The following is a 16,714-nucleotide window of genomic DNA, read 5'->3' as shown; positions in this document are numbered from 1 at the left end:
ATGAAAATAGTCTGCCTTGACGCTTCAACTTTAGGAAGTGACGTTAGCCTTGATGTTTTTGCTAAATTTGGCGAGTTTGTAAGTTATGATAAGACTGATAAAAGCGAGACCATAGAGCGTTTAAAGGGTGCTGATGTCGTGATAACTAACAAGGTTATTATTGGCCGCGATGTTATGGATGCGACAAATTTAAAGCTGATTTGTATAAGCGCAACAGGCATGAATAATGTCGATCTAGACTATGCAAAGGCTAAAAATATAGCCGTTAAAAACGTCGCAGGCTACTCGACTAACAGCGTTGCGCAGCACACTTTTGCTTGTTTGTTAGCGTTAGTAAATCGCATTAAATTTTACGATGATTATGTGCAAAGCGGCGAGTGGGTAAAGAGCGAAATTTTTACGAATTTAGATAGATCTATCGGCGAGATAAGCGGTAAGAATTTCGGCATCATCGGACTTGGTGAGATAGGAAGAAGCGTAGCTAGGATAGCTGCGGCCTTTGGCGCAAACGTTAGTTACTACTCAACAAGCGGAGCAAATGATAACGCCGAGTTTAAAAGGCAAAATTTAGACGAGCTTTTAAATAGCTGCGATATCGCAAGTATACACGCTCCCCTTAATGAAAAAACACGAAATTTAATCTCTTCTAAAGAGCTAAATTTGATGAAAGAGGGCGCAGTGCTTATGAATTTCGGGCGCGGCGGGATAGTTGATGAAAGCGCACTTGCTAAGGCAATTGATGAGCGAAATTTGATGGCTTGCGTAGATGTGCTTGAAAGCGAGCCGATGAGAGAAAATCACCCGCTTTTAAATATCAAAAACAAAGAAAATTTGATAATCACGCCACATGTCGCCTGGGCGAGCAAAGAGGCGCGTGAAAAGCTCATAAATTTGATAGTAAAAAATATAGAAAATTTTATAAAGGAGAGTTAAATGGCTACCGAACATAGCTTTGATATAAGTGCGCAAGTTGATCTGATGGAGGTTAAAAACGCTCTTGAAACAGCGAAAAAAGAGGTTGCCGCAAGGTATGACTTTAAAGGTATCGCTGCTGAGATCGAGCTAAATGAAAAGGATAAATTTATCACTCTTCTTAGCACAAGCGATAATAAAATCGACGCGTTAAAAGATATCGTCATCTCAAAGCTTATCAAGCGCAATATACCGCCTGTGGCAGTTAGCGAAACCAAACGAGAAAGCGCAAGCGGAGGAAATATAAAAGCTACGCTTAAATTAAATGATACACTTGATAGCGATAACGCAAAAAAGATCACAAAAGCTATAAAAGACGCCAAACTAAAAGTAAGCGCCGCAATAAGAGGCGAAGAGGTAAGAGTAGCCGGCAAGTCGATTGACGATCTGCAAGAGTGTATAAGGATAGTTAAGGGCTTAAACTTAGAGCTTCCAATTAGTTTTAAAAATTTAAAATAATTATAATACTTTTTTTGGTAAATTTACGACTATTATATATAAAGATTGTTTTATAAAAAGGAATTAATTATGGGTTTTAAGAATGTTATAGAAAAATTTGCAGTTAATTACGCTCATAATTCTATGCAAAAGTCCCTTTATAATGGGCTAAATATAAATATATTAGATAATAAGATTAATAAAATTCCAAAGCCTGACACCGAGTATATGCTGTACGCGCACGTGCCGTTTTGCCACACTTTTTGCCCTTACTGCTCATTTCATAAGTATCATTACGAACAAGAGCTTGCGGTGCATTATTTTGCAAATTTGCGCGAAGAGATGAGGCAGGTTAAGGAGGCCGGATTTAACTTTACATCGATGTATGTAGGTGGCGGAACCACGCTTATAAACGAGCCTGAGCTTGAAAAGACGCTTGTGCTTGCAAAAGAGCTCTTTGATATCAAAGATATATCGTGTGAGAGCGATCCAAACCACATCGATCCAGAAAATTTAAAGAGATTTCAAGGGCTCATCGACCGCTTAAGCGTCGGTGTGCAAAGCTTTAGCGATGACATCTTAAAAAAAGTTGCCAGATATGATCGCTTCGGTTCAAGCGAGCAGCTTCAAGAAAAGCTAAGAAAAGCTATGGGCGTGCTGCCTACGATAAGTCTTGATCTTATTTTTAACCTGCCAAATCAGACTAGAGAGCAGCTTTTACATGATGTAAAAATCGCAAAATCAATCGCTCCTGAGCAGATAACTTTCTATCCGCTTATGAAGTCTCCGCTTACGCGTGACGCGATAGCTCGCTCACTTGGCGTGGATGATAGCGATAACGAGCGCGAGTTTTATGAGCTCATTTGCGAAAATTTCAGCGACTACCACCAAAGTAACGCCTGGGCGTTTGGTCGCGATAACGCAAATTTGCGCGATGAATACGTAGGAAGCCACCACGAGTATCTTGGAATCGGAAGCGGTGCATTTAGCTTCTTAAACGGAGAGCTTCTCATAAATGCATTTAACCTGCTTGACTATGGAAGGATGGTGAAAAACCACGAGAGTCCGGTCATCGCAAAATGCAGTTTTACTAAAAAAGATCGCCTGAAATATATCTTTTTAACCGAGCTTTTTGATGGCGGAGTTGATATAGCCAAATACAACGAATTTAACCGCGCAAACATCCACAAAGAGCTGTTTGTCGAGCTAAATTTGCTTAAACTTGTAAATGCGATCTACGAAGAAAACGGCATGATCAAGCCGACGTTTTTTGGTAAGTATATCTGCCTTGTTTTGATGCGTGATTTTTATGCAGGCATGGATAAGGTAAGAGCGATATTTAAAGATGATGCAAAGATAAAACGAAGCAAAAAACTACGTATAATGGAAGAAAACACTGAGCCAAATTTCGATAACTCTGTTATCTCGCCAAAGGCTGCAGTTTAATAAACTACATAAATTCAAGCAAATTTGCTTGAATTTATCTTCTTATGTGCATTTGGAAATTTAGTTTAAAAGCCTACTTTTTTCTCTTCGTCAAAGGCGCTTGAAATTTCGCGTTTAATCTCGTTTTCAAAGTCTTTGAGAGTAAAAATTCCATCGTCTCTAATGGCAACTTTAAGAGCTGTATTTTTAAGCACAAGCATGATTTGCGCACCGCTTAGATCAAATTTTGCAAGCTCTTTGATGTCAAATCCATCTTCAAAACTTGCATTTTCAGGCATAACTTTACGCCAAATCGCAAGACGTGCTGCAAAATCCGGCTTTTTAAACTCTATTTTATAGTCAAATCTTCTTGAAAACGCACTATCAAGGCTTTGCAAGAAATTTGTCGTGGCTATCAAAACGCCTTCAAATTTCTCAATCTGCTCTAAAAAGATATTTTGCATCTGGTTATGCATCTTATCAGCCCCGCTTGAACTCTCCGTCCTTGTGCTTAGAAACTGATCGGCCTCATTTAGTAGTAATACGGGCTCACTCTTGCTTTTAGCGCAAATTTCTTTATACGTATCAAAAATTTTGCGCACGTTTTGTTCGCTCTCTCCAACATATTTGCTTAAAATTTTAGAGCAGTCAAAGCTTAAAACCATCTTTTTAAGGCTCTTTGCAAGCCCTATAGCGCTCATCGTTTTGCCCGTTCCCGCAGCTCCGTAAAAGATGATCTTAACGTCTATAGCTCGGCGCGACTTGATGCCCCAGCTTGAAAGGCGAGCCAACACTTTCTTGTCAACTTGCTTTAAAATGGCGTCCAAAAGCTCTTTTGTCTTATCGTTTAGCACCACATCATCGATACTTGTCGCAGGCTCGATCAGCTCGAAAATTTCTTGCTCTTTAACTATGCTTGCGAGTTCAAGCTTCTTGCTTTTTTTCTCGTTTTTTGGATGCATTATGCGCTGTAAAACGTCATCGTTTATAAAAAAGCTTCGCGTTATGTTCCCTAGCGTGCTTAGAACCTCGTCGTAATCAATCAGCCCGCTTTCAATAAGCCTTGATCCGTCATCTAAAAGTGAGCGGTTTTTAGCCCTTTGAAACTCATCGCCGCCCAAAATGCTAGTAAGCGCATTTAGATCGCGAGAGCCGTCAAATTCGCCCGCGTACTCCTCTTTTAAAAGAGCTAAAAATATAATTTGCTCCTTTTCATCAAGCGAATTTTCTTTAAAAATTTGCTCAACGACAAGGATGATTTTTGTTAAATTTAGGCGTTTTTTTATCGTTTCGTTAAGAGTTTGGATCTCTTTTTCGAGTCTATTTTTAGCCTCGTTTGAGCTGTTTGGATCAAAAAGAGCAAATCTCGCATAAAGTTCAATGCGCAAAAACTGATCTCTAAGATACTCCAAATGATCCTCATACGCCGTAATCTCAGGCATTTTAATGCTAACATCGCCGTTTTCTAAAATTTTTAAAAACGCCGCAGAGAGTGAAATTTCCGTGTGAAGTAAAGTGAGTAAATTCGATTGATTTGGCTTGCTTTCGGTTGTTTTAAATAGATTAAAATTTTGTGTAAGCCAGCCATTATCTATCAGCGATCTTATATCTTTTAGATGTGATAAAAATTTATAATCCTCTTCTCCAAATATAGCCCTTAGAACTTCATATACGCTATTTTGGGCATTGCCGTCAATATAGCTTTTGCTTAAAAAACGTAAAATTTCAGCTTCATTAGGGCTACAATTTATTAGAGATATCAAATTTAAATTTTCACTCTTTGAGTTTATAAAATCGAGAAGATATTTCACTTAGCTTCACTCCTCAATCTCTCTTTGAGTACTCTTTTTAAGACTTTTCCTGTGGCATTTTTAGGAAGCTCTTTCTCAAAATGTATATGTTTTGGGATTTTAAAGTTCGCAAGGTGTTTTTTAAGGTGCATACGGATATCTTTCTCGTCTATTTGCATATCTTCTTTTAGCTGTATAAAGGCCACTACCTCTTCGTCCGCATGCTGATCTCTTATTCCGACAACTGCGGCTGCCTCTATAGCTTCTATTTTGTAAAGCACCTCTTCGATCTCTCTAGGGTAGATGTTTATGCCTTTTGAGATGATTAGATCTTTTTTACGGTCAACGATAAATACAAATCCATCTTCATCGACCTTGCCAAGATCTCCGGTTTTCAGCCATCCATTCATTATAGTATCATCTGTAGCATCTGGCATATTTAGGTATCCTTGCATTACGCAATCGCCTTTTACTATAAGCTCTCCTACTTCTCCAGTTGCAACTTCCATCATTTCGTCATTTACGATTTTTACCTCATATCCTGGAAGCGGAAGACCCACGCTTGCAACCTTTTGCATGTCTATAGGATTTATCGCAACTGCAGGAGAGCATTCGCTAAGACCGTATCCTTCAAGCAGTTTAGCACGTGGAAATTTGGCTTTAAAGTCTAGTATGGTTTGCTCTGCAAGTGGAGCCGCACCGCTGATAAAGAGCCTTACGCAGTTAAACCATTTAAAATACCATGGAATTTTTGCCTTGCCGATAGCCGTGTATATCGCAGGAACCCCTAAAAATACTGTAACTCTTTTTAAAAGAGCTTGTTTTAAAACATTCGAGAATGGAAAAACAGACTTTATCAGTACAAGCGAACTTGCCGTAAATACAGGTAAAAGAACCATAACGGTGAGAGTAAAACTATGAAACATAGGTAAAAAGACTATAAATCTATCTTTTTTGTTGATATCAAAGCACTTTGTGGCCCCGATTATATTTGAAAATACGTTTTTATAGCTTAGCATTGCACCCTTTGGCTTACCTGTTGTGCCTGAAGTGTAAATTATATGTGCTAAGTCATTTAATACAGGTTGTTTTATCAGGACTAGATCTATTTTACAGCTAAGAGCGGTTAGAAAGCTTATGTTTGACTCATTGTATTTGCCAAATTCGCCTATCCATATGATTTTTTCTAAATTTGTCCTGCTTTCAAGCCCCTTAACCTCTTTTGAGAGATTTGAGGAGGCGAACAATACTTTCGCCCCACAATCATTTAGTATATATTCAAATTCCTCATGCTTTAAAAATGTATTTATAGGTACTGCTATAGCTCCTATTGCAGATATTGCAAAGTAGCTTATTAGAAATTCTTCTGAATTTGAGACTACCATTGCTACTTTATCGCCAAATTTTACTCCGATACTTTGTAGATATGCTGCGACTCTGTCGATGCTAAATTTAAGTTGAATATAGGTAGTTTTGTATCCTTCACCATAAATTACTACACCTTTTGGATTCTTCTTGCAAGATTCATTAAGCATCTCGTAAAAATTTTGATAAATATAACTCATTTTATACCTTAAAATTTATATTTTATACCCAAATTTATAGCTTGAGCGTTTCCTTTTTCAAAGGCTCCATTTGGATAGTTAGGTTTGTCACTATAGTATTTTACGTCACGTTTTTTTCTGTCTTGATAGAAATAACTCATGCCAAGTTCAAGATCTTCGCTAAATTTATAGTTAAATCCAGCTCCGTATGTAGTTGCCTTTGTATCAGGTAGATCAAAGCTTGTTGTGCTACTTAAAGAGGCTGCTTCATCAAATACTACAGAGCCCATAACTCTTAGCTTACTAGTAGCATTATGAGCTATACCAAAACGATAAGCGTTTGTGTTTTTCCAATTTCTAACTTTTGGTTCATCAAAAGCTTTAAAAAACGGGTTAAGCGAGTGTGTTGCAGTAGCATCAGGATAATCGAAATTTAGCTCTTTCCATGCTGACCAGTAAGTTTTTTCGTAAGCAAACATAAGGGTTGTATCTTTTATCTCATATGAAATTGCCAGATTTAAAGATGCTGGAAGCGGAACGTTTAATTTAGCTTTGCCGCTATAAGAGCCATCAGGAAAATCTCCTGAAGGATGAGCCGGTGCTTTTATATCAGTATCTCCTTTTAATTTCATATCTACTTTTGAGCGATATGTGGCTGCTAGGCTTAATTTTTCAATAGGTTTATATGTCAAAGCTACGTTATATCCGAAATTTACTCCATCGCCTTTTATATCTTGATAAGCTTTAAGAGGTGAAGTTACGTCCTGAATAGCCTCTCCTCTAGTATATACGGCTCTTAAGCCAAAGCCTATGGCTAGGTTGTCGGTGATTCTGTAAGCTGCGCTAGGATTTAGCTCCATTACTTTTAGATCAAATTTCTTTGAAGTTGCTTTAGGTAGATCCTCATTCCATCTCATTGACATTCCGGCAGGCACTACTAAAGATATACCAAATCTCCAGTCTGCGATATATTCAGGTGATACAAAATGAAAGGTTGGAATAAGGGCTTTTGATTTTCTTGATTTATATTTTTTACCGTTATAGTGAGTATATTTGACATTGTCTAACTGAAAATATGTAAATGAGCTTTCAAATTGATGTCTAGGATCATCTAAAAATAGCATATTTGCAGGGTTAAGATAGGCCGCATCTGGACCAAAGTTAGTTGCAATATTTGAGTTTAAAAGCGCTACGCTGTCGCTACTTTGTTCAGGAACCTTAAATCCAGCACCATTTAAAAGGCTACAAGCCACCAAAGAAACCAGTAAGTATTTTTTCATATAGCTCTCCTATTTTATAAAATTTCTTAAAATTTTTATCTCATCCGCCCAAATACTCTCATCAATAGTTTCAAGTATAAGCGGGATGTCGTCTGTTCGTTTGTCTTTTATAATGTTTTCAAATGTTTCAAGTCCCAAAAATCCCTTTCCAAGGCTTTCGTGTCTATCTTTTTTAGATGATAGACCAAATTTTGTATCGTTTAAATGCATTGCGCTTAGATATTTTATGCCTATTATTTGATCAAATTCGCTCATGACATTTTCGTAATTATCTTTTATATCATATCCTGCGGAAAAAGTGTGACAGGTATCAATGCAGACCCCGATTCTACTCTTATCTACGCATTTTTTAATCAAATATGCGACGTGCTCGAATTCAAAACCTAGATTACTTCCTTGACCTGCTGTGTTTTCTATGACAAGTTTTACATTTTGGCTATTTTCAAGCAAAAAATTTATAGACTCGGCTATATTATCTAGACATTGTTCAGTTGAAATTTCCTTTAGATGTGAACCAGGATGAAAATTTATCATTTTTAAACCAAGTTCTTCTACTCTTGAAATTTCGTCTAAAAACGCATCTATTGAAATTTGACGTTTTTCATTATCAAAATGACCTAAATTTATCAAATAACTATTATGAGGCAAGACATGATCCGGTGAAATTTTAGATAACTTTAGATTTTCTTTAAATTTTGAGATATTTTCATCCGTCAAAGGCTTCGCGCTCCATTGACGTTGATTCTTAACAAATAACGCAAAGGCGTTTGCGCCTATTTGCATTGCATTTAACGGAGCATTTTCTACTCCGCCACTCGCACTTACATGTGCACCGATATATTTCATTCAAGCTCTTTTATTATTATTTTTATTCTATTTTTTGCATCGTTAAAACTAATATTATTATTGCAAACTTCATATTGTATTGAATATTTACTTAGATTTTGACTAAACCCGCACTCGTTTGTTACTAAATTTTGTCCATCGTATATAGGTTTTCTCTCTAAAATCTCTTTAAAAAACTCATCATAGTGCTCATTTAGTAAAAATATTTTATTAAACTCCTTTTTTTCGTAACAAACCGCACTGACGCAAATTCGATCAGAAATTTTTATATTTGCCAAATTTACTGCAGAGCTGTAGATTTGTAAATTTAGAGAATTTGAGGTTTTATGAAGAAAGCCTACATCATTTATTTTTATAATTGGAGATAGAATTGTTATAGCAAACGTGTTTGAAACTCTTTTTGTTTGCAAGCCCGCACAGCCTGTGAGTATAAATATTATAAAAAATATATTCGTTATTTTTAAAAATTTATTCATTAAATACTTTCTATTAAGCTAATTTTAAATATTTATTAGATAAAATTGCACTTCCGCTTAATTTAGTGGCCCATTCGTCTAGCGGTTAGGACATCGCCCTTTCACGGCGGTAACACGAGTTCGAGTCTCGTATGGGTCACCATTTGTTACTTTTTTAAAGTAACGTTATTAATACTATATATAAATAGTCCCAATTTGTCGGACTTTAGAAAAAATTATATCATAAAGACTTATCTACTTCGGTAGGATAAGTGTAATAATTTATGTAATAATTTTTTCGCTCGTAAAACATTATTACATTTTACGAGTTTGCATTAACATAACAAACCTAAATTTAATTTTTTAAATTAAATACAAAGGTAATGTTATGAAACATAATTCTAACACAAAAAGACCGTTAAACAAAGATCCTGAGGCTTTTTTGAACAATCTGGAATACTACGGTAATGGTAAAGCCGTTAGAGTCGTATTCCTAATAGTACAAATGGACTTTTGGTTGAGGTGCTACCTAGTGGCCGAAAAACTATAAAGTATAGATATACTTCTATAGGTGGCTACAATGTAATTCGTAGCATAGGAGAATGGGGTGTAATTACTCTTGCAGAAGCCGAAGAGAAATGTAGAACCCTAATTAATTCCCATAAGCGTGGCGAATTTGTCTCAAAAGCCCCTGATATATCATTCGCACAAGCTTGTGAAAAAGCATTGACGTGGTACTCATCGGTTAATAATGTCAAGCCTAAAACAGTTGAAACTCATAGAAAAAGACTTCGTGAAAACTCTATATCTCAATTAGGCAATAAAAAGCTATCCGAAATTAACGAAAAAGACATACATAATATATGTAAATCTTGAACATCAAAGAAAGCTAGCCACACTTAAGAGAATTCATCAGCTATTTCGCATGATCTTTGATTATGCCATCAAACACGAACTAATAGAAAATTCTCCTATGGATAAAGTTAGATATGATGACTTTAACACTATGGCAAAAAATATATCAAGCATCATGAAAAATTAGTTGAGGATGTAGAGATATCTGATTTTTTAGAACAACTTGCAAATTATTCCGAAAAATCAATTAATACAACTATAGCTATATATTTTCTGATGGAAACAGGTATGCGTATAGGCTCTCTAGAAAATCTGCAATGGAGTTATTTTTCTTCAAATTTTGAAACAATGACATATCCAAAACAGTATTTAAAAGGTGCGGCATCTACTATGTATCAGCGCGAAGATCTAATTTTACCATTGTCTAAGATGTAGAGTGCCATTCTAAAAATGAATTCGCCAATAATAAAAACCATATAAACTGGATTGAGATTTTTTTTGGAGGTACGCTATAGATTATCTAAATTTAAAAAGATAAAGAAAGGAAATTTCTTGTTCCATATTAAAGAATATGAATTTATATAATAAAAGTAAAAGGCTCTGTTGTAATAAAGCGTTGATTTATTGACAAATAAAAAGTGTCAAAATCGCACTTTAATTTAATAAAATTGCTTTTCATTCGCTATCAAAAATCTTATTATTTACTAGCATTTCCTTTAATATAAAAGGGTAGCCCTTTGCCTTTTTATCCCAACTCTCAATATATGTTTTTAAGATATATCGTGTAGCTTCAATTTCGCTACGACTACTAAAATCACGATTTTGCGACCAATCGCATTGAAATGGTAAATTATTGCCATTTGAAGTTAGCGTTTTTATACGCTTTAACGAAGTCCAAAAACAATCACTCGTGTTATTTTTATTAACTACTAAAAAATAATAATCGTAACCTGTTTTTAGTTCATTAGCTAATATTTGATGAAATTTTTCCCAGTGTATAGGTAAATTTTCAATACCACAAAGTGCATACCCCATACCAAGTTTAGAGCTACAATTATCAGCTGAGTTATTTGATAAATCCGATATCTTCACATTTACAAAAAGTTTGTTCTGCAATGGCATTACAAAATCATACCAACACCTTACTTGTGGTATATTTATATCAAATTTAGTGGATAATTTATCCAAAACAATATTTTCATTTGTAGCAGAATTTATTCTACCGTCATCATTGTCATTTATTAATCTTACTGGATTTTCTCGTAAAAAATCAACCATATCTTGTAAATATATTATCATCTATCATCGCTTCCTTTAATGATTTTTGAGCAAAAATATATCTACCGCCAGTCACAAAGCCCATTTGTTTCCAATCTAGCGAATTTAATTGCTCTACTGTTTTTTTCAAATTTAATGGCACTTTTGGGAATAATGCTAAAACAGAGCCGTCCCATTTTTTACAATCACTTACAAAAAACGGATTTTTATTGCGAGTTTTACAATTTACATAAATTCTAACCTCATTTTCTCTAAAATTTACAGCTCTACCCCAGCCCCACCAATTATTTTCATTGAAATTTTTAATCTTGCGATTTATCAAAATATCTTTAAAATTTTCAAGCTCTTTATCATATCTTTCATAAATCATCTTTTTTAGTTTGCCAGTTTTAGCAGTCTGCGAATAAACAAACTCATCGCCATTTTCGTTGACAAACAGCTCATCTTTACCACTGACAGCACCTACTTTAATATCAAAAAAATCGCCCAAAGAACGCACATTTAAAGTATCACTAAAACAGATTATTCCGTCATTTATAAGTAGAAATTTCTCACCATTAAAAGTCTTTGTTTTGTATGAAAAATTTCCTTTTTCATATCTAAAAATACAAACATTAGGACAAGCTTCGCTAAATAATCTCTCATCACCATAATCATAAAAATGCGTGATAGTTCCATATTTTAAAAGCAGATTATTTGTGTATCTTGCCGAAGTAAGCTTTATAAAATCTCGTGGCACGATAAAAATAAGTTCTCCATTGTCTTTTAAATGATGAAAGCATTTTTCTATAAAATAAAGGTATAAATTTGCTTCAACTTTAATGTCTGTTTTATGAGTAATAGTTAAAAATTTATTATCCACATAGGGTGGATTGCCAATAATCGTGTCAAATTTTTCGCTTTGTGGATAATTAAAAAAATCAATATTTAAAACTCTTTTATCTTTAACTAGACTTTTATCAATCTCAATAAAAACCGCATTTTCATTAAGACATTTTTTAAATGCCAAATCACCACAACTAGGCTCTAAAATTCTGCCATTTTTATTTTTTATCAAAGAAATACACTTATCAACTAAAATTTTAGGGCTAAAAAATTGCCCCAAATTACGATTTAGTCCTAAATTTGTATATTGACTTTTTGCAATGTGTGTATCAAAATTGTAGTTTTCTATGGTATTTGAAGCTTTACTTATCATTTTAACCCTTGTTTCTATGCCACCAACAACGGCACAGCAGGTCTATCTACTATATTCGCACTCTTTACTAAACAATTAGTTTCAAGTATATGCTTGAATAAAATTTGTTCTTTTTCCAAATTTGTTTCCTTTGTAAAATTTACAAAATTATGATAGACAAGATAGTTGTTAAGATACTTTGTAGATACTCCTTTAAAATTATACACTAGCATTGATTTAAGACAGCTGTGATAATTATTTACTACTTGGATATTAAAACTTCCATTAGAGTGTTTATTGCGTGGTATTCTTATGTGATTTAAACTCATTTCGTTTGATAGTTTTAAATAGCTTCTTAAACTATCTGTTACAAATATACTCTCACGTTCAATCCTACCTTGTATTACTCTGGATAAACTAACAATATTTGGTTTGCCTAAATTTGATATTTTTGCTATAGACTTTCCATCTAAATTTACAACACAAGGTATGCAAACTAACTCTTTTGATAAACCACGCTTCGTGTTTGCCGTGCCACGATGTTTTGCCGAACGTGGAAAATTAAAATCCTTGTGATGACCTTTATACGAGATAGGCATAAAAGTTTCATCGGCTTCAATAATGCCGTCAAGTTTTACGTTCTCTTGCATTTCTTGTAGTGCGTCAAGAATTTTATGTCGCCAGTTAAAAGCTGTATGAGTGTTTATGTTGCAAATTTTAGCAGTTTTTCTAATTGAATATTTTTCAACTAAGCAATGAATAAATAATTTCCAAGTTGTCATATCTTTTTTAGTGGCAAATAATATTGTGTTATTGCTAGTTGTAAAAGTTTTACAACAATCCTTACAAATAAATCTTTGAGAATTGCCATTTTTACCATTTTTAGTAAAATGGGCCGATTTACAATGCGGACACTCTTTTATATCTTTTGTAAAGGCAAAATTTGACCCTGATTTTTCTTTTGATTTGATAGATTTTAGAAATGATTTTTTATCATCAGCACTTAGAGTGCTAAAAAGTTGTTTTACAATTTCAAGCTCTGCGTTTGAAGTTGCCATTTTGCCACCTTTATTGATACTTTTAATATGGATATTTTAGCGAGATAAAGCTTAAAATTCAATATTTAATTACAACAGAGCCAAGTAAAAATACAAGAGAGCTATATTATGTTTTATTAAAGGTGTTAAGAGATAATCTGCTTAAGTTTTGTTGGTCTAAAAAATAATAAAATTTATATTAGAAATAAAAGTGAAAAAGAGCAACTTTAAGCTCACTTTTATTCTAATTGTAAATTTACTCTGGTCCGAAAAGCAATTTTTTTACACTTCTCTTATTAATGTTAAAGCTACAATTTTTGATTTTGCATAATATTCGTTTATGTTTGGCACATAGCCTTTTATTTCCAAGTTTATATTATTTTATTTTTTCAATTCTTGTTTTAAGCAATTTTAAATATTTAAATTTTTAGCTAAAATAATAGAAAATAATATGGAGGCAATCTGACTAATGAAAGTTGCTTTATTTGTTAGGCATAATAGTTTTGGAGGAAGTATTAAGGTATCACGTTTTTTATATGATATTTTGAAACAAAATGGATACGAGGTAGAGGTAGTACTGATAAGAAATGATGAAAATAATGGTTTTTTTAATGATATCAAAACTATTAATTTTACAAATCAAAATTTCAAAAAAGATTGGTTTTATGTCAGACGTTTTTTATTTTTTAAAAAGTTAATAAAAAACATTAACCCAGATATTGTAATAAGCACTGTAAATTTAAATATGCCGTATATATCTATTTTTTCAAAATTTCTTGGTAAAAAAGTTATTATTTCAGAGCATGGAAATCATCAAAATATAAAAAAAATTAAGAAAAAAATACTCAGATTTTTATCTTACAAGCTTTCTAATATAGTTGTACTTTTAACAAAATTTGATTTGGGCTATTTTAAAAATTTTAAAAATTGCATACAAATTTACAATCCATTTTACGTTGAGAAAATTCAATCTAAAAAACAAAATATAATCCTATTTCCTAATAGAATTGACAAAAACAAAAGATTACTGTTTTTATTGAAAGCTTTTTTAAAAACAGATAAAAATTTACAAAAAAAATACAAAATTATAGTATGTGGAGATGGGGAAGAACGACAAAAATGCGAAGAATTTGCAAAAAATAATAATATAAACTTGGAAATAAAAGGCTATGTGCCAAACATAAACGAATATTATGCAAAATCAAAAATTGTAGCTTTAACATCAATAAGTGAAGGTTTGCCAAATACTCTCATCGAAAGCATATTTTTTGAGTGTGCCAGAATCAGTGCAGATTGTGTATCAGGACCAAGTGAGCTTATAGATAATAATTTTGATGGTTTTTTAATTCATGTAAATGACATTAATGATTTTAGTCAAAAGCTTGAAATTTTAATGTCAGATAACGAAAAAATACAATATTTTTGCAAAAATGCCAGACTTAGAGAAGATGATTTTAATCCGGACAAAATATCAAAAATTTGGTTAGAAAATTTAAAAAGGGTTGCAAATGAAAACATTGCTTTTTATAAGTGACAAGGATGAAAATTTTAATGAAAGTTTTATAGAAAATGTTATAAATGGTTTTTTAAAACAATATTTTGAAATTTATTGTGTATATTTTGGTGATAAAATTTATAAAAATAACAATAAAATTATTCTGTTAAAAAGCCAAAGAAGTAGAGCGTTAAAAGTAATAAATGATAATTTCTTAAGTTTAAAAAGCGTTGATTTTTTAATAGTTAGAAATTTTTTAGACATATTAAAAAGCGCAGTTAAAATAAAAAAGATTTATAAATTTAAACTGTTTTTTCAACTTAGTTTTCCGCATTTTTACAGAAGTTATAACGAAGCTAAGATTACAAAAAAAATGTTATTTTTAAATTTATAAAATATCAAATTAACTTATTTTTATATAGAAATTTGATAAATCAATGCGACGGATTCCTTCCAATATCATCATTAATGCAAAATGAATTCTTCAAAAATTTAAAAATAAAAGTTTTACCTCTACAAATGGGTATAAATCTAGCAAATATAAGAGAAAACATCTCAGAAAATAAAACAAAAAAATTAATCTATATAGGAGCCATTGATATAAATCGCAATTTGGAGTTTTTTTTGATAAAATTTCCAACTCTAAAGCTGATTTTGTATTAGATGTTTATACAAAAGATATAAAATACGCAAAGAAAATTTTACCAAAAGACAAAAGATTTACGCTACATGAAGCTGTTGAAGAACAAATATTATTTGATATTATGAGCAGATATGATGTAGGCTTATTCTATGTGCCAATTAATAAACTTTATAACCTTTGCTCGCCAACAAAGATCATGGATTACTATTGCTGTGGGTTGGTTGGATTTAGTTCGGCAGTCGATGAATGTAAAAAACTTTTTGATGATGATTCAATGTTCTTTATTGAAGATAATACGATAACATCACAAATAGATCAGATTTGCAATACTACAAATCAAAAACTAAAAGATATGGCAAAAAATGGACTTGAGAGCCTAGTAAAAAATAGGGACTATGAAAAGATGGCAAAAAAACTAAAGGAGTTTATAAATGATTGTTAAAGTAAGCTTTGTTGTTCCTGCTTATAATGTATCAAAATATATAAAAGACTGTGTGCAAAGTATCATAGATCAAAGTTTAAAAGAAATTGAAATCATAGTAGTAAACGACGGGAGCACTGATAACACTCTTGAAATTTTAAATTCTTTTCAAGATGAAAGACTAAAGATAGTCACAAAGCCAAACGGTGGATTAACCTCTGCCAGAAATGCTGGAATAAAATTGGCAAAAGGTGAATATATTATAAATGTAGACGGTGATGATTTTGTACATTTAAATTATGCAAAAATTGCTTATGAAAAGGCAAAAGATACAATGGCCGATATTGTTGTGGTTGATTTTTACAAGCAATACAAAGACAGAAATGAAGAGTTGCATGATTTATCTTTTATCAAAAACGAGATAGTAGATAAGGATCTTTACTTAAATGCCTTGGTAAGCAATTTCGCATTTAATGCGATTTGGAACAAGCTAATCAAAGCTGAGATTTTAAAACAAACTCTATTTTTAGAAAGTATTTTTTATGCCGAAGATTTAAATGCCCTAGCAAAAATTATATTTAATTCAAAAAAAATTGTAAAAATAAATAAATGTTTATATTTTTATAGGTGGGGTGAAAATAATGGATCTGAAATCAATAGATTTAAATATATCATAGACTACGATCTTGCAATAAAAGATTTAATTGATTTTTTTAGAAAAAATATGCCAAACAATGATGATATTATTAAAAAATTACAAAAAATGGCTTTTGATAGAACGTATATGCATACTATTTTTAGTTTTCTTCATGCAGATTATGAAAAAAAAGTATACCAAGATGCAATTATTCTTTTAAGAAATGGTTGCGATAATGCTAGTTTAAATTCTAATATTTTTAAAACTAAATTTAAATATAAATTTTGTTTTTGGCTTATAAAAAATATAAAAAGTGATAAGAATTTATGTTCTGCACTACATATTTTTATGAAAATTAACAACTTCTTTTCAAGAAAAAAAATTAAAGAATTAAAACAATAAAATATAACTTTCTGAACAA

Annotated in this window: 17 protein-coding genes, 1 tRNA gene and 1 pseudogene; 11 read left to right on the top strand and 8 right to left on the bottom strand. The window is 32.4% G+C overall.

Annotated elements, in window-relative coordinates:
- The 3 genes from CDOMC_RS09070 to CDOMC_RS09060 all read left to right on the top strand — a co-directional run bounded on the left by CDOMC_RS09070 (position 1) and on the right by CDOMC_RS09060 (position 2,856).
- Complete coding sequence (locus CDOMC_RS09070; RefSeq protein ID WP_172129475.1) at positions 1–933, top strand: D-2-hydroxyacid dehydrogenase; 933 nt, start codon at positions 1–3, stop codon at positions 931–933.
- The gene (locus tag CDOMC_RS09065) at positions 934–1,431 is read left to right on the top strand and encodes a YajQ family cyclic di-GMP-binding protein (RefSeq protein ID WP_172129474.1); all 498 of its coding nucleotides are present in this window, start codon (positions 934–936) and stop codon (positions 1,429–1,431) included. It begins immediately after the preceding gene.
- Positions 1,432–1,500: 69 nt separating this feature from the next.
- Complete coding sequence (locus tag CDOMC_RS09060) at positions 1,501–2,856, top strand: coproporphyrinogen III oxidase family protein (protein WP_172129473.1); 1,356 nt, start codon at positions 1,501–1,503, stop codon at positions 2,854–2,856.
- A gap of 65 nt (positions 2,857–2,921) precedes the next feature.
- Here CDOMC_RS09060 and CDOMC_RS09055 read toward each other — a convergent pair whose 3' ends face one another.
- The 5 genes from CDOMC_RS09055 to CDOMC_RS09035 are packed head-to-tail and all read right to left on the bottom strand — an operon-like array spanning position 2,922 to position 8,705.
- The gene (locus CDOMC_RS09055) at positions 2,922–4,646 is read right to left on the bottom strand and encodes an ATP-binding protein (RefSeq protein ID WP_172129472.1); all 1,725 of its coding nucleotides are present in this window, start codon (positions 4,644–4,646) and stop codon (positions 2,922–2,924) included.
- A complete protein-coding gene (locus CDOMC_RS09050; protein ID WP_172129471.1) occupies positions 4,643–6,190 on the bottom strand; it encodes a fatty acid--CoA ligase in 1,548 nt (515 codons plus the stop codon). The genes CDOMC_RS09055 and CDOMC_RS09050 overlap by 4 nt, the downstream gene beginning before the upstream one ends.
- 8 nt (positions 6,191–6,198) lie before the next feature.
- Positions 6,199–7,449, bottom strand: a complete 1,251-nt coding sequence (locus CDOMC_RS09045) for an OmpP1/FadL family transporter (protein WP_172129470.1) — start codon at positions 7,447–7,449, stop codon at positions 6,199–6,201.
- A gap of 9 nt (positions 7,450–7,458) precedes the next feature.
- Positions 7,459–8,295: a deoxyribonuclease IV gene (nfo, locus tag CDOMC_RS09040; RefSeq protein WP_172129469.1), complete on the bottom strand. Its 837-nt coding sequence runs from the start codon at positions 8,293–8,295 to the stop codon at positions 7,459–7,461.
- Positions 8,292–8,705, bottom strand: coding sequence for a hypothetical protein (locus tag CDOMC_RS09035; protein ID WP_236861312.1), 414 nt, complete (start codon positions 8,703–8,705; stop codon positions 8,292–8,294). The genes nfo and CDOMC_RS09035 overlap by 4 nt, the downstream gene beginning before the upstream one ends.
- Before the next feature lie 133 nt (positions 8,706–8,838).
- Between CDOMC_RS09035 and CDOMC_RS09030 the strand changes: the two genes are divergently transcribed.
- From CDOMC_RS09030 to CDOMC_RS09015, 4 genes and pseudogenes are all read left to right on the top strand, one after another.
- Positions 8,839–8,913, top strand: a tRNA-Glu gene (locus CDOMC_RS09030).
- Between the two features lie 359 nt (positions 8,914–9,272).
- Positions 9,273–9,626: a hypothetical protein gene (locus CDOMC_RS09025; RefSeq protein WP_172127824.1), complete on the top strand. Its 354-nt coding sequence runs from the start codon at positions 9,273–9,275 to the stop codon at positions 9,624–9,626.
- A 255-nt stretch (positions 9,627–9,881) separates the two neighbouring features.
- Positions 9,882–10,040, top strand: a complete 159-nt coding sequence (locus CDOMC_RS09020) for a hypothetical protein (RefSeq protein ID WP_185768463.1) — start codon at positions 9,882–9,884, stop codon at positions 10,038–10,040.
- Positions 10,041–10,045: 5 nt separating this feature from the next.
- Positions 10,046–10,184, top strand: a pseudogene (locus CDOMC_RS09015) (IS1595 family transposase); the annotation flags it as partial.
- Between the two features lie 96 nt (positions 10,185–10,280).
- On the opposite strand, the gene CDOMC_RS09010 reads toward CDOMC_RS09015, so the two are convergent.
- Genes CDOMC_RS09010 through CDOMC_RS09000 form a run of 3 tightly spaced genes read right to left on the bottom strand, consistent with a single transcriptional unit; the run spans position 10,281 to position 13,118 of the window.
- On the bottom strand, positions 10,281–10,904 hold the full coding sequence (locus tag CDOMC_RS09010; RefSeq protein WP_172129466.1) for a restriction endonuclease: 624 nt from the start codon (positions 10,902–10,904) through the stop codon (positions 10,281–10,283).
- Positions 10,876–12,081 (bottom strand): Eco57I restriction-modification methylase domain-containing protein, encoded by a 1,206-nt coding sequence (locus CDOMC_RS09005; RefSeq protein WP_172129465.1) that lies wholly within the window; start codon positions 12,079–12,081, stop codon positions 10,876–10,878. The genes CDOMC_RS09010 and CDOMC_RS09005 overlap by 29 nt, the downstream gene beginning before the upstream one ends.
- Positions 12,082–12,095: 14 nt before the next feature.
- Positions 12,096–13,118, bottom strand: coding sequence for an IS1595 family transposase (locus CDOMC_RS09000; RefSeq protein WP_172129464.1), 1,023 nt, complete (start codon positions 13,116–13,118; stop codon positions 12,096–12,098).
- A gap of 448 nt (positions 13,119–13,566) precedes the next feature.
- Between CDOMC_RS09000 and CDOMC_RS08995 the strand changes: the two genes are divergently transcribed.
- From CDOMC_RS08995 to CDOMC_RS08980, 4 genes are all read left to right on the top strand, one after another.
- The gene (locus CDOMC_RS08995; protein ID WP_172129463.1) at positions 13,567–14,631 is read left to right on the top strand and encodes a glycosyltransferase; all 1,065 of its coding nucleotides are present in this window, start codon (positions 13,567–13,569) and stop codon (positions 14,629–14,631) included.
- Positions 14,606–14,986 carry a hypothetical protein gene (locus CDOMC_RS08990; RefSeq protein WP_172129462.1) on the top strand — a complete coding sequence of 127 codons (381 nt, stop codon included), beginning with the start codon at positions 14,606–14,608 and terminating at the stop codon, positions 14,984–14,986. Before CDOMC_RS08995 ends, CDOMC_RS08990 begins: the two co-directional genes overlap by 26 nt.
- A 238-nt stretch (positions 14,987–15,224) precedes the next feature.
- On the top strand, positions 15,225–15,677 hold the full coding sequence (locus tag CDOMC_RS10365; RefSeq protein ID WP_442861623.1) for a glycosyltransferase family protein: 453 nt from the start codon (positions 15,225–15,227) through the stop codon (positions 15,675–15,677).
- Complete coding sequence (locus CDOMC_RS08980; RefSeq protein ID WP_172129460.1) at positions 15,667–16,695, top strand: glycosyltransferase family 2 protein; 1,029 nt, start codon at positions 15,667–15,669, stop codon at positions 16,693–16,695. Before CDOMC_RS10365 ends, CDOMC_RS08980 begins: the two co-directional genes overlap by 11 nt.
- Positions 16,696–16,714 lie beyond the last annotated feature (19 nt).

This window comes from Campylobacter sp. RM16192 (genome assembly GCF_004803855.2).
Lineage (GTDB): Bacteria > Campylobacterota > Campylobacteria > Campylobacterales > Campylobacteraceae > Campylobacter_A.
Note: the sequence above shows the minus strand (reverse complement) of the source record. Positions and strands in the feature narration are given on the sequence as shown.

Coding starts and splice junctions, on each gene's coding strand:
- CDOMC_RS09070 (WP_172129475.1), top strand. CDS start 1: ATGAAAATAGTCTGCCTTGACGCTTCAACTTTAGGAAGTGACGTTAGC.
- CDOMC_RS09065 (WP_172129474.1), top strand. CDS start 934: ATGGCTACCGAACATAGCTTTGATATAAGTGCGCAAGTTGATCTGATG.
- CDOMC_RS09060 (WP_172129473.1), top strand. CDS start 1,501: ATGGGTTTTAAGAATGTTATAGAAAAATTTGCAGTTAATTACGCTCAT.
- CDOMC_RS09050 (WP_172129471.1), bottom strand. CDS start 6,190: ATGAGTTATATTTATCAAAATTTTTACGAGATGCTTAATGAATCTTGC.
- CDOMC_RS09045 (WP_172129470.1), bottom strand. CDS start 7,449: ATGAAAAAATACTTACTGGTTTCTTTGGTGGCTTGTAGCCTTTTAAAT.
- nfo (WP_172129469.1), bottom strand. CDS start 8,295: ATGAAATATATCGGTGCACATGTAAGTGCGAGTGGCGGAGTAGAAAAT.
- CDOMC_RS09020 (WP_185768463.1), top strand. CDS start 9,882: ATGGAAACAGGTATGCGTATAGGCTCTCTAGAAAATCTGCAATGGAGT.
- CDOMC_RS09010 (WP_172129466.1), bottom strand. CDS start 10,904: ATGATAATATATTTACAAGATATGGTTGATTTTTTACGAGAAAATCCA.
- CDOMC_RS09005 (WP_172129465.1), bottom strand. CDS start 12,081: ATGATAAGTAAAGCTTCAAATACCATAGAAAACTACAATTTTGATACA.
- CDOMC_RS09000 (WP_172129464.1), bottom strand. CDS start 13,118: ATGGCAACTTCAAACGCAGAGCTTGAAATTGTAAAACAACTTTTTAGC.
- CDOMC_RS08995 (WP_172129463.1), top strand. CDS start 13,567: ATGAAAGTTGCTTTATTTGTTAGGCATAATAGTTTTGGAGGAAGTATT.
- CDOMC_RS08990 (WP_172129462.1), top strand. CDS start 14,606: ATGAAAACATTGCTTTTTATAAGTGACAAGGATGAAAATTTTAATGAA.
- CDOMC_RS08980 (WP_172129460.1), top strand. CDS start 15,667: ATGATTGTTAAAGTAAGCTTTGTTGTTCCTGCTTATAATGTATCAAAA.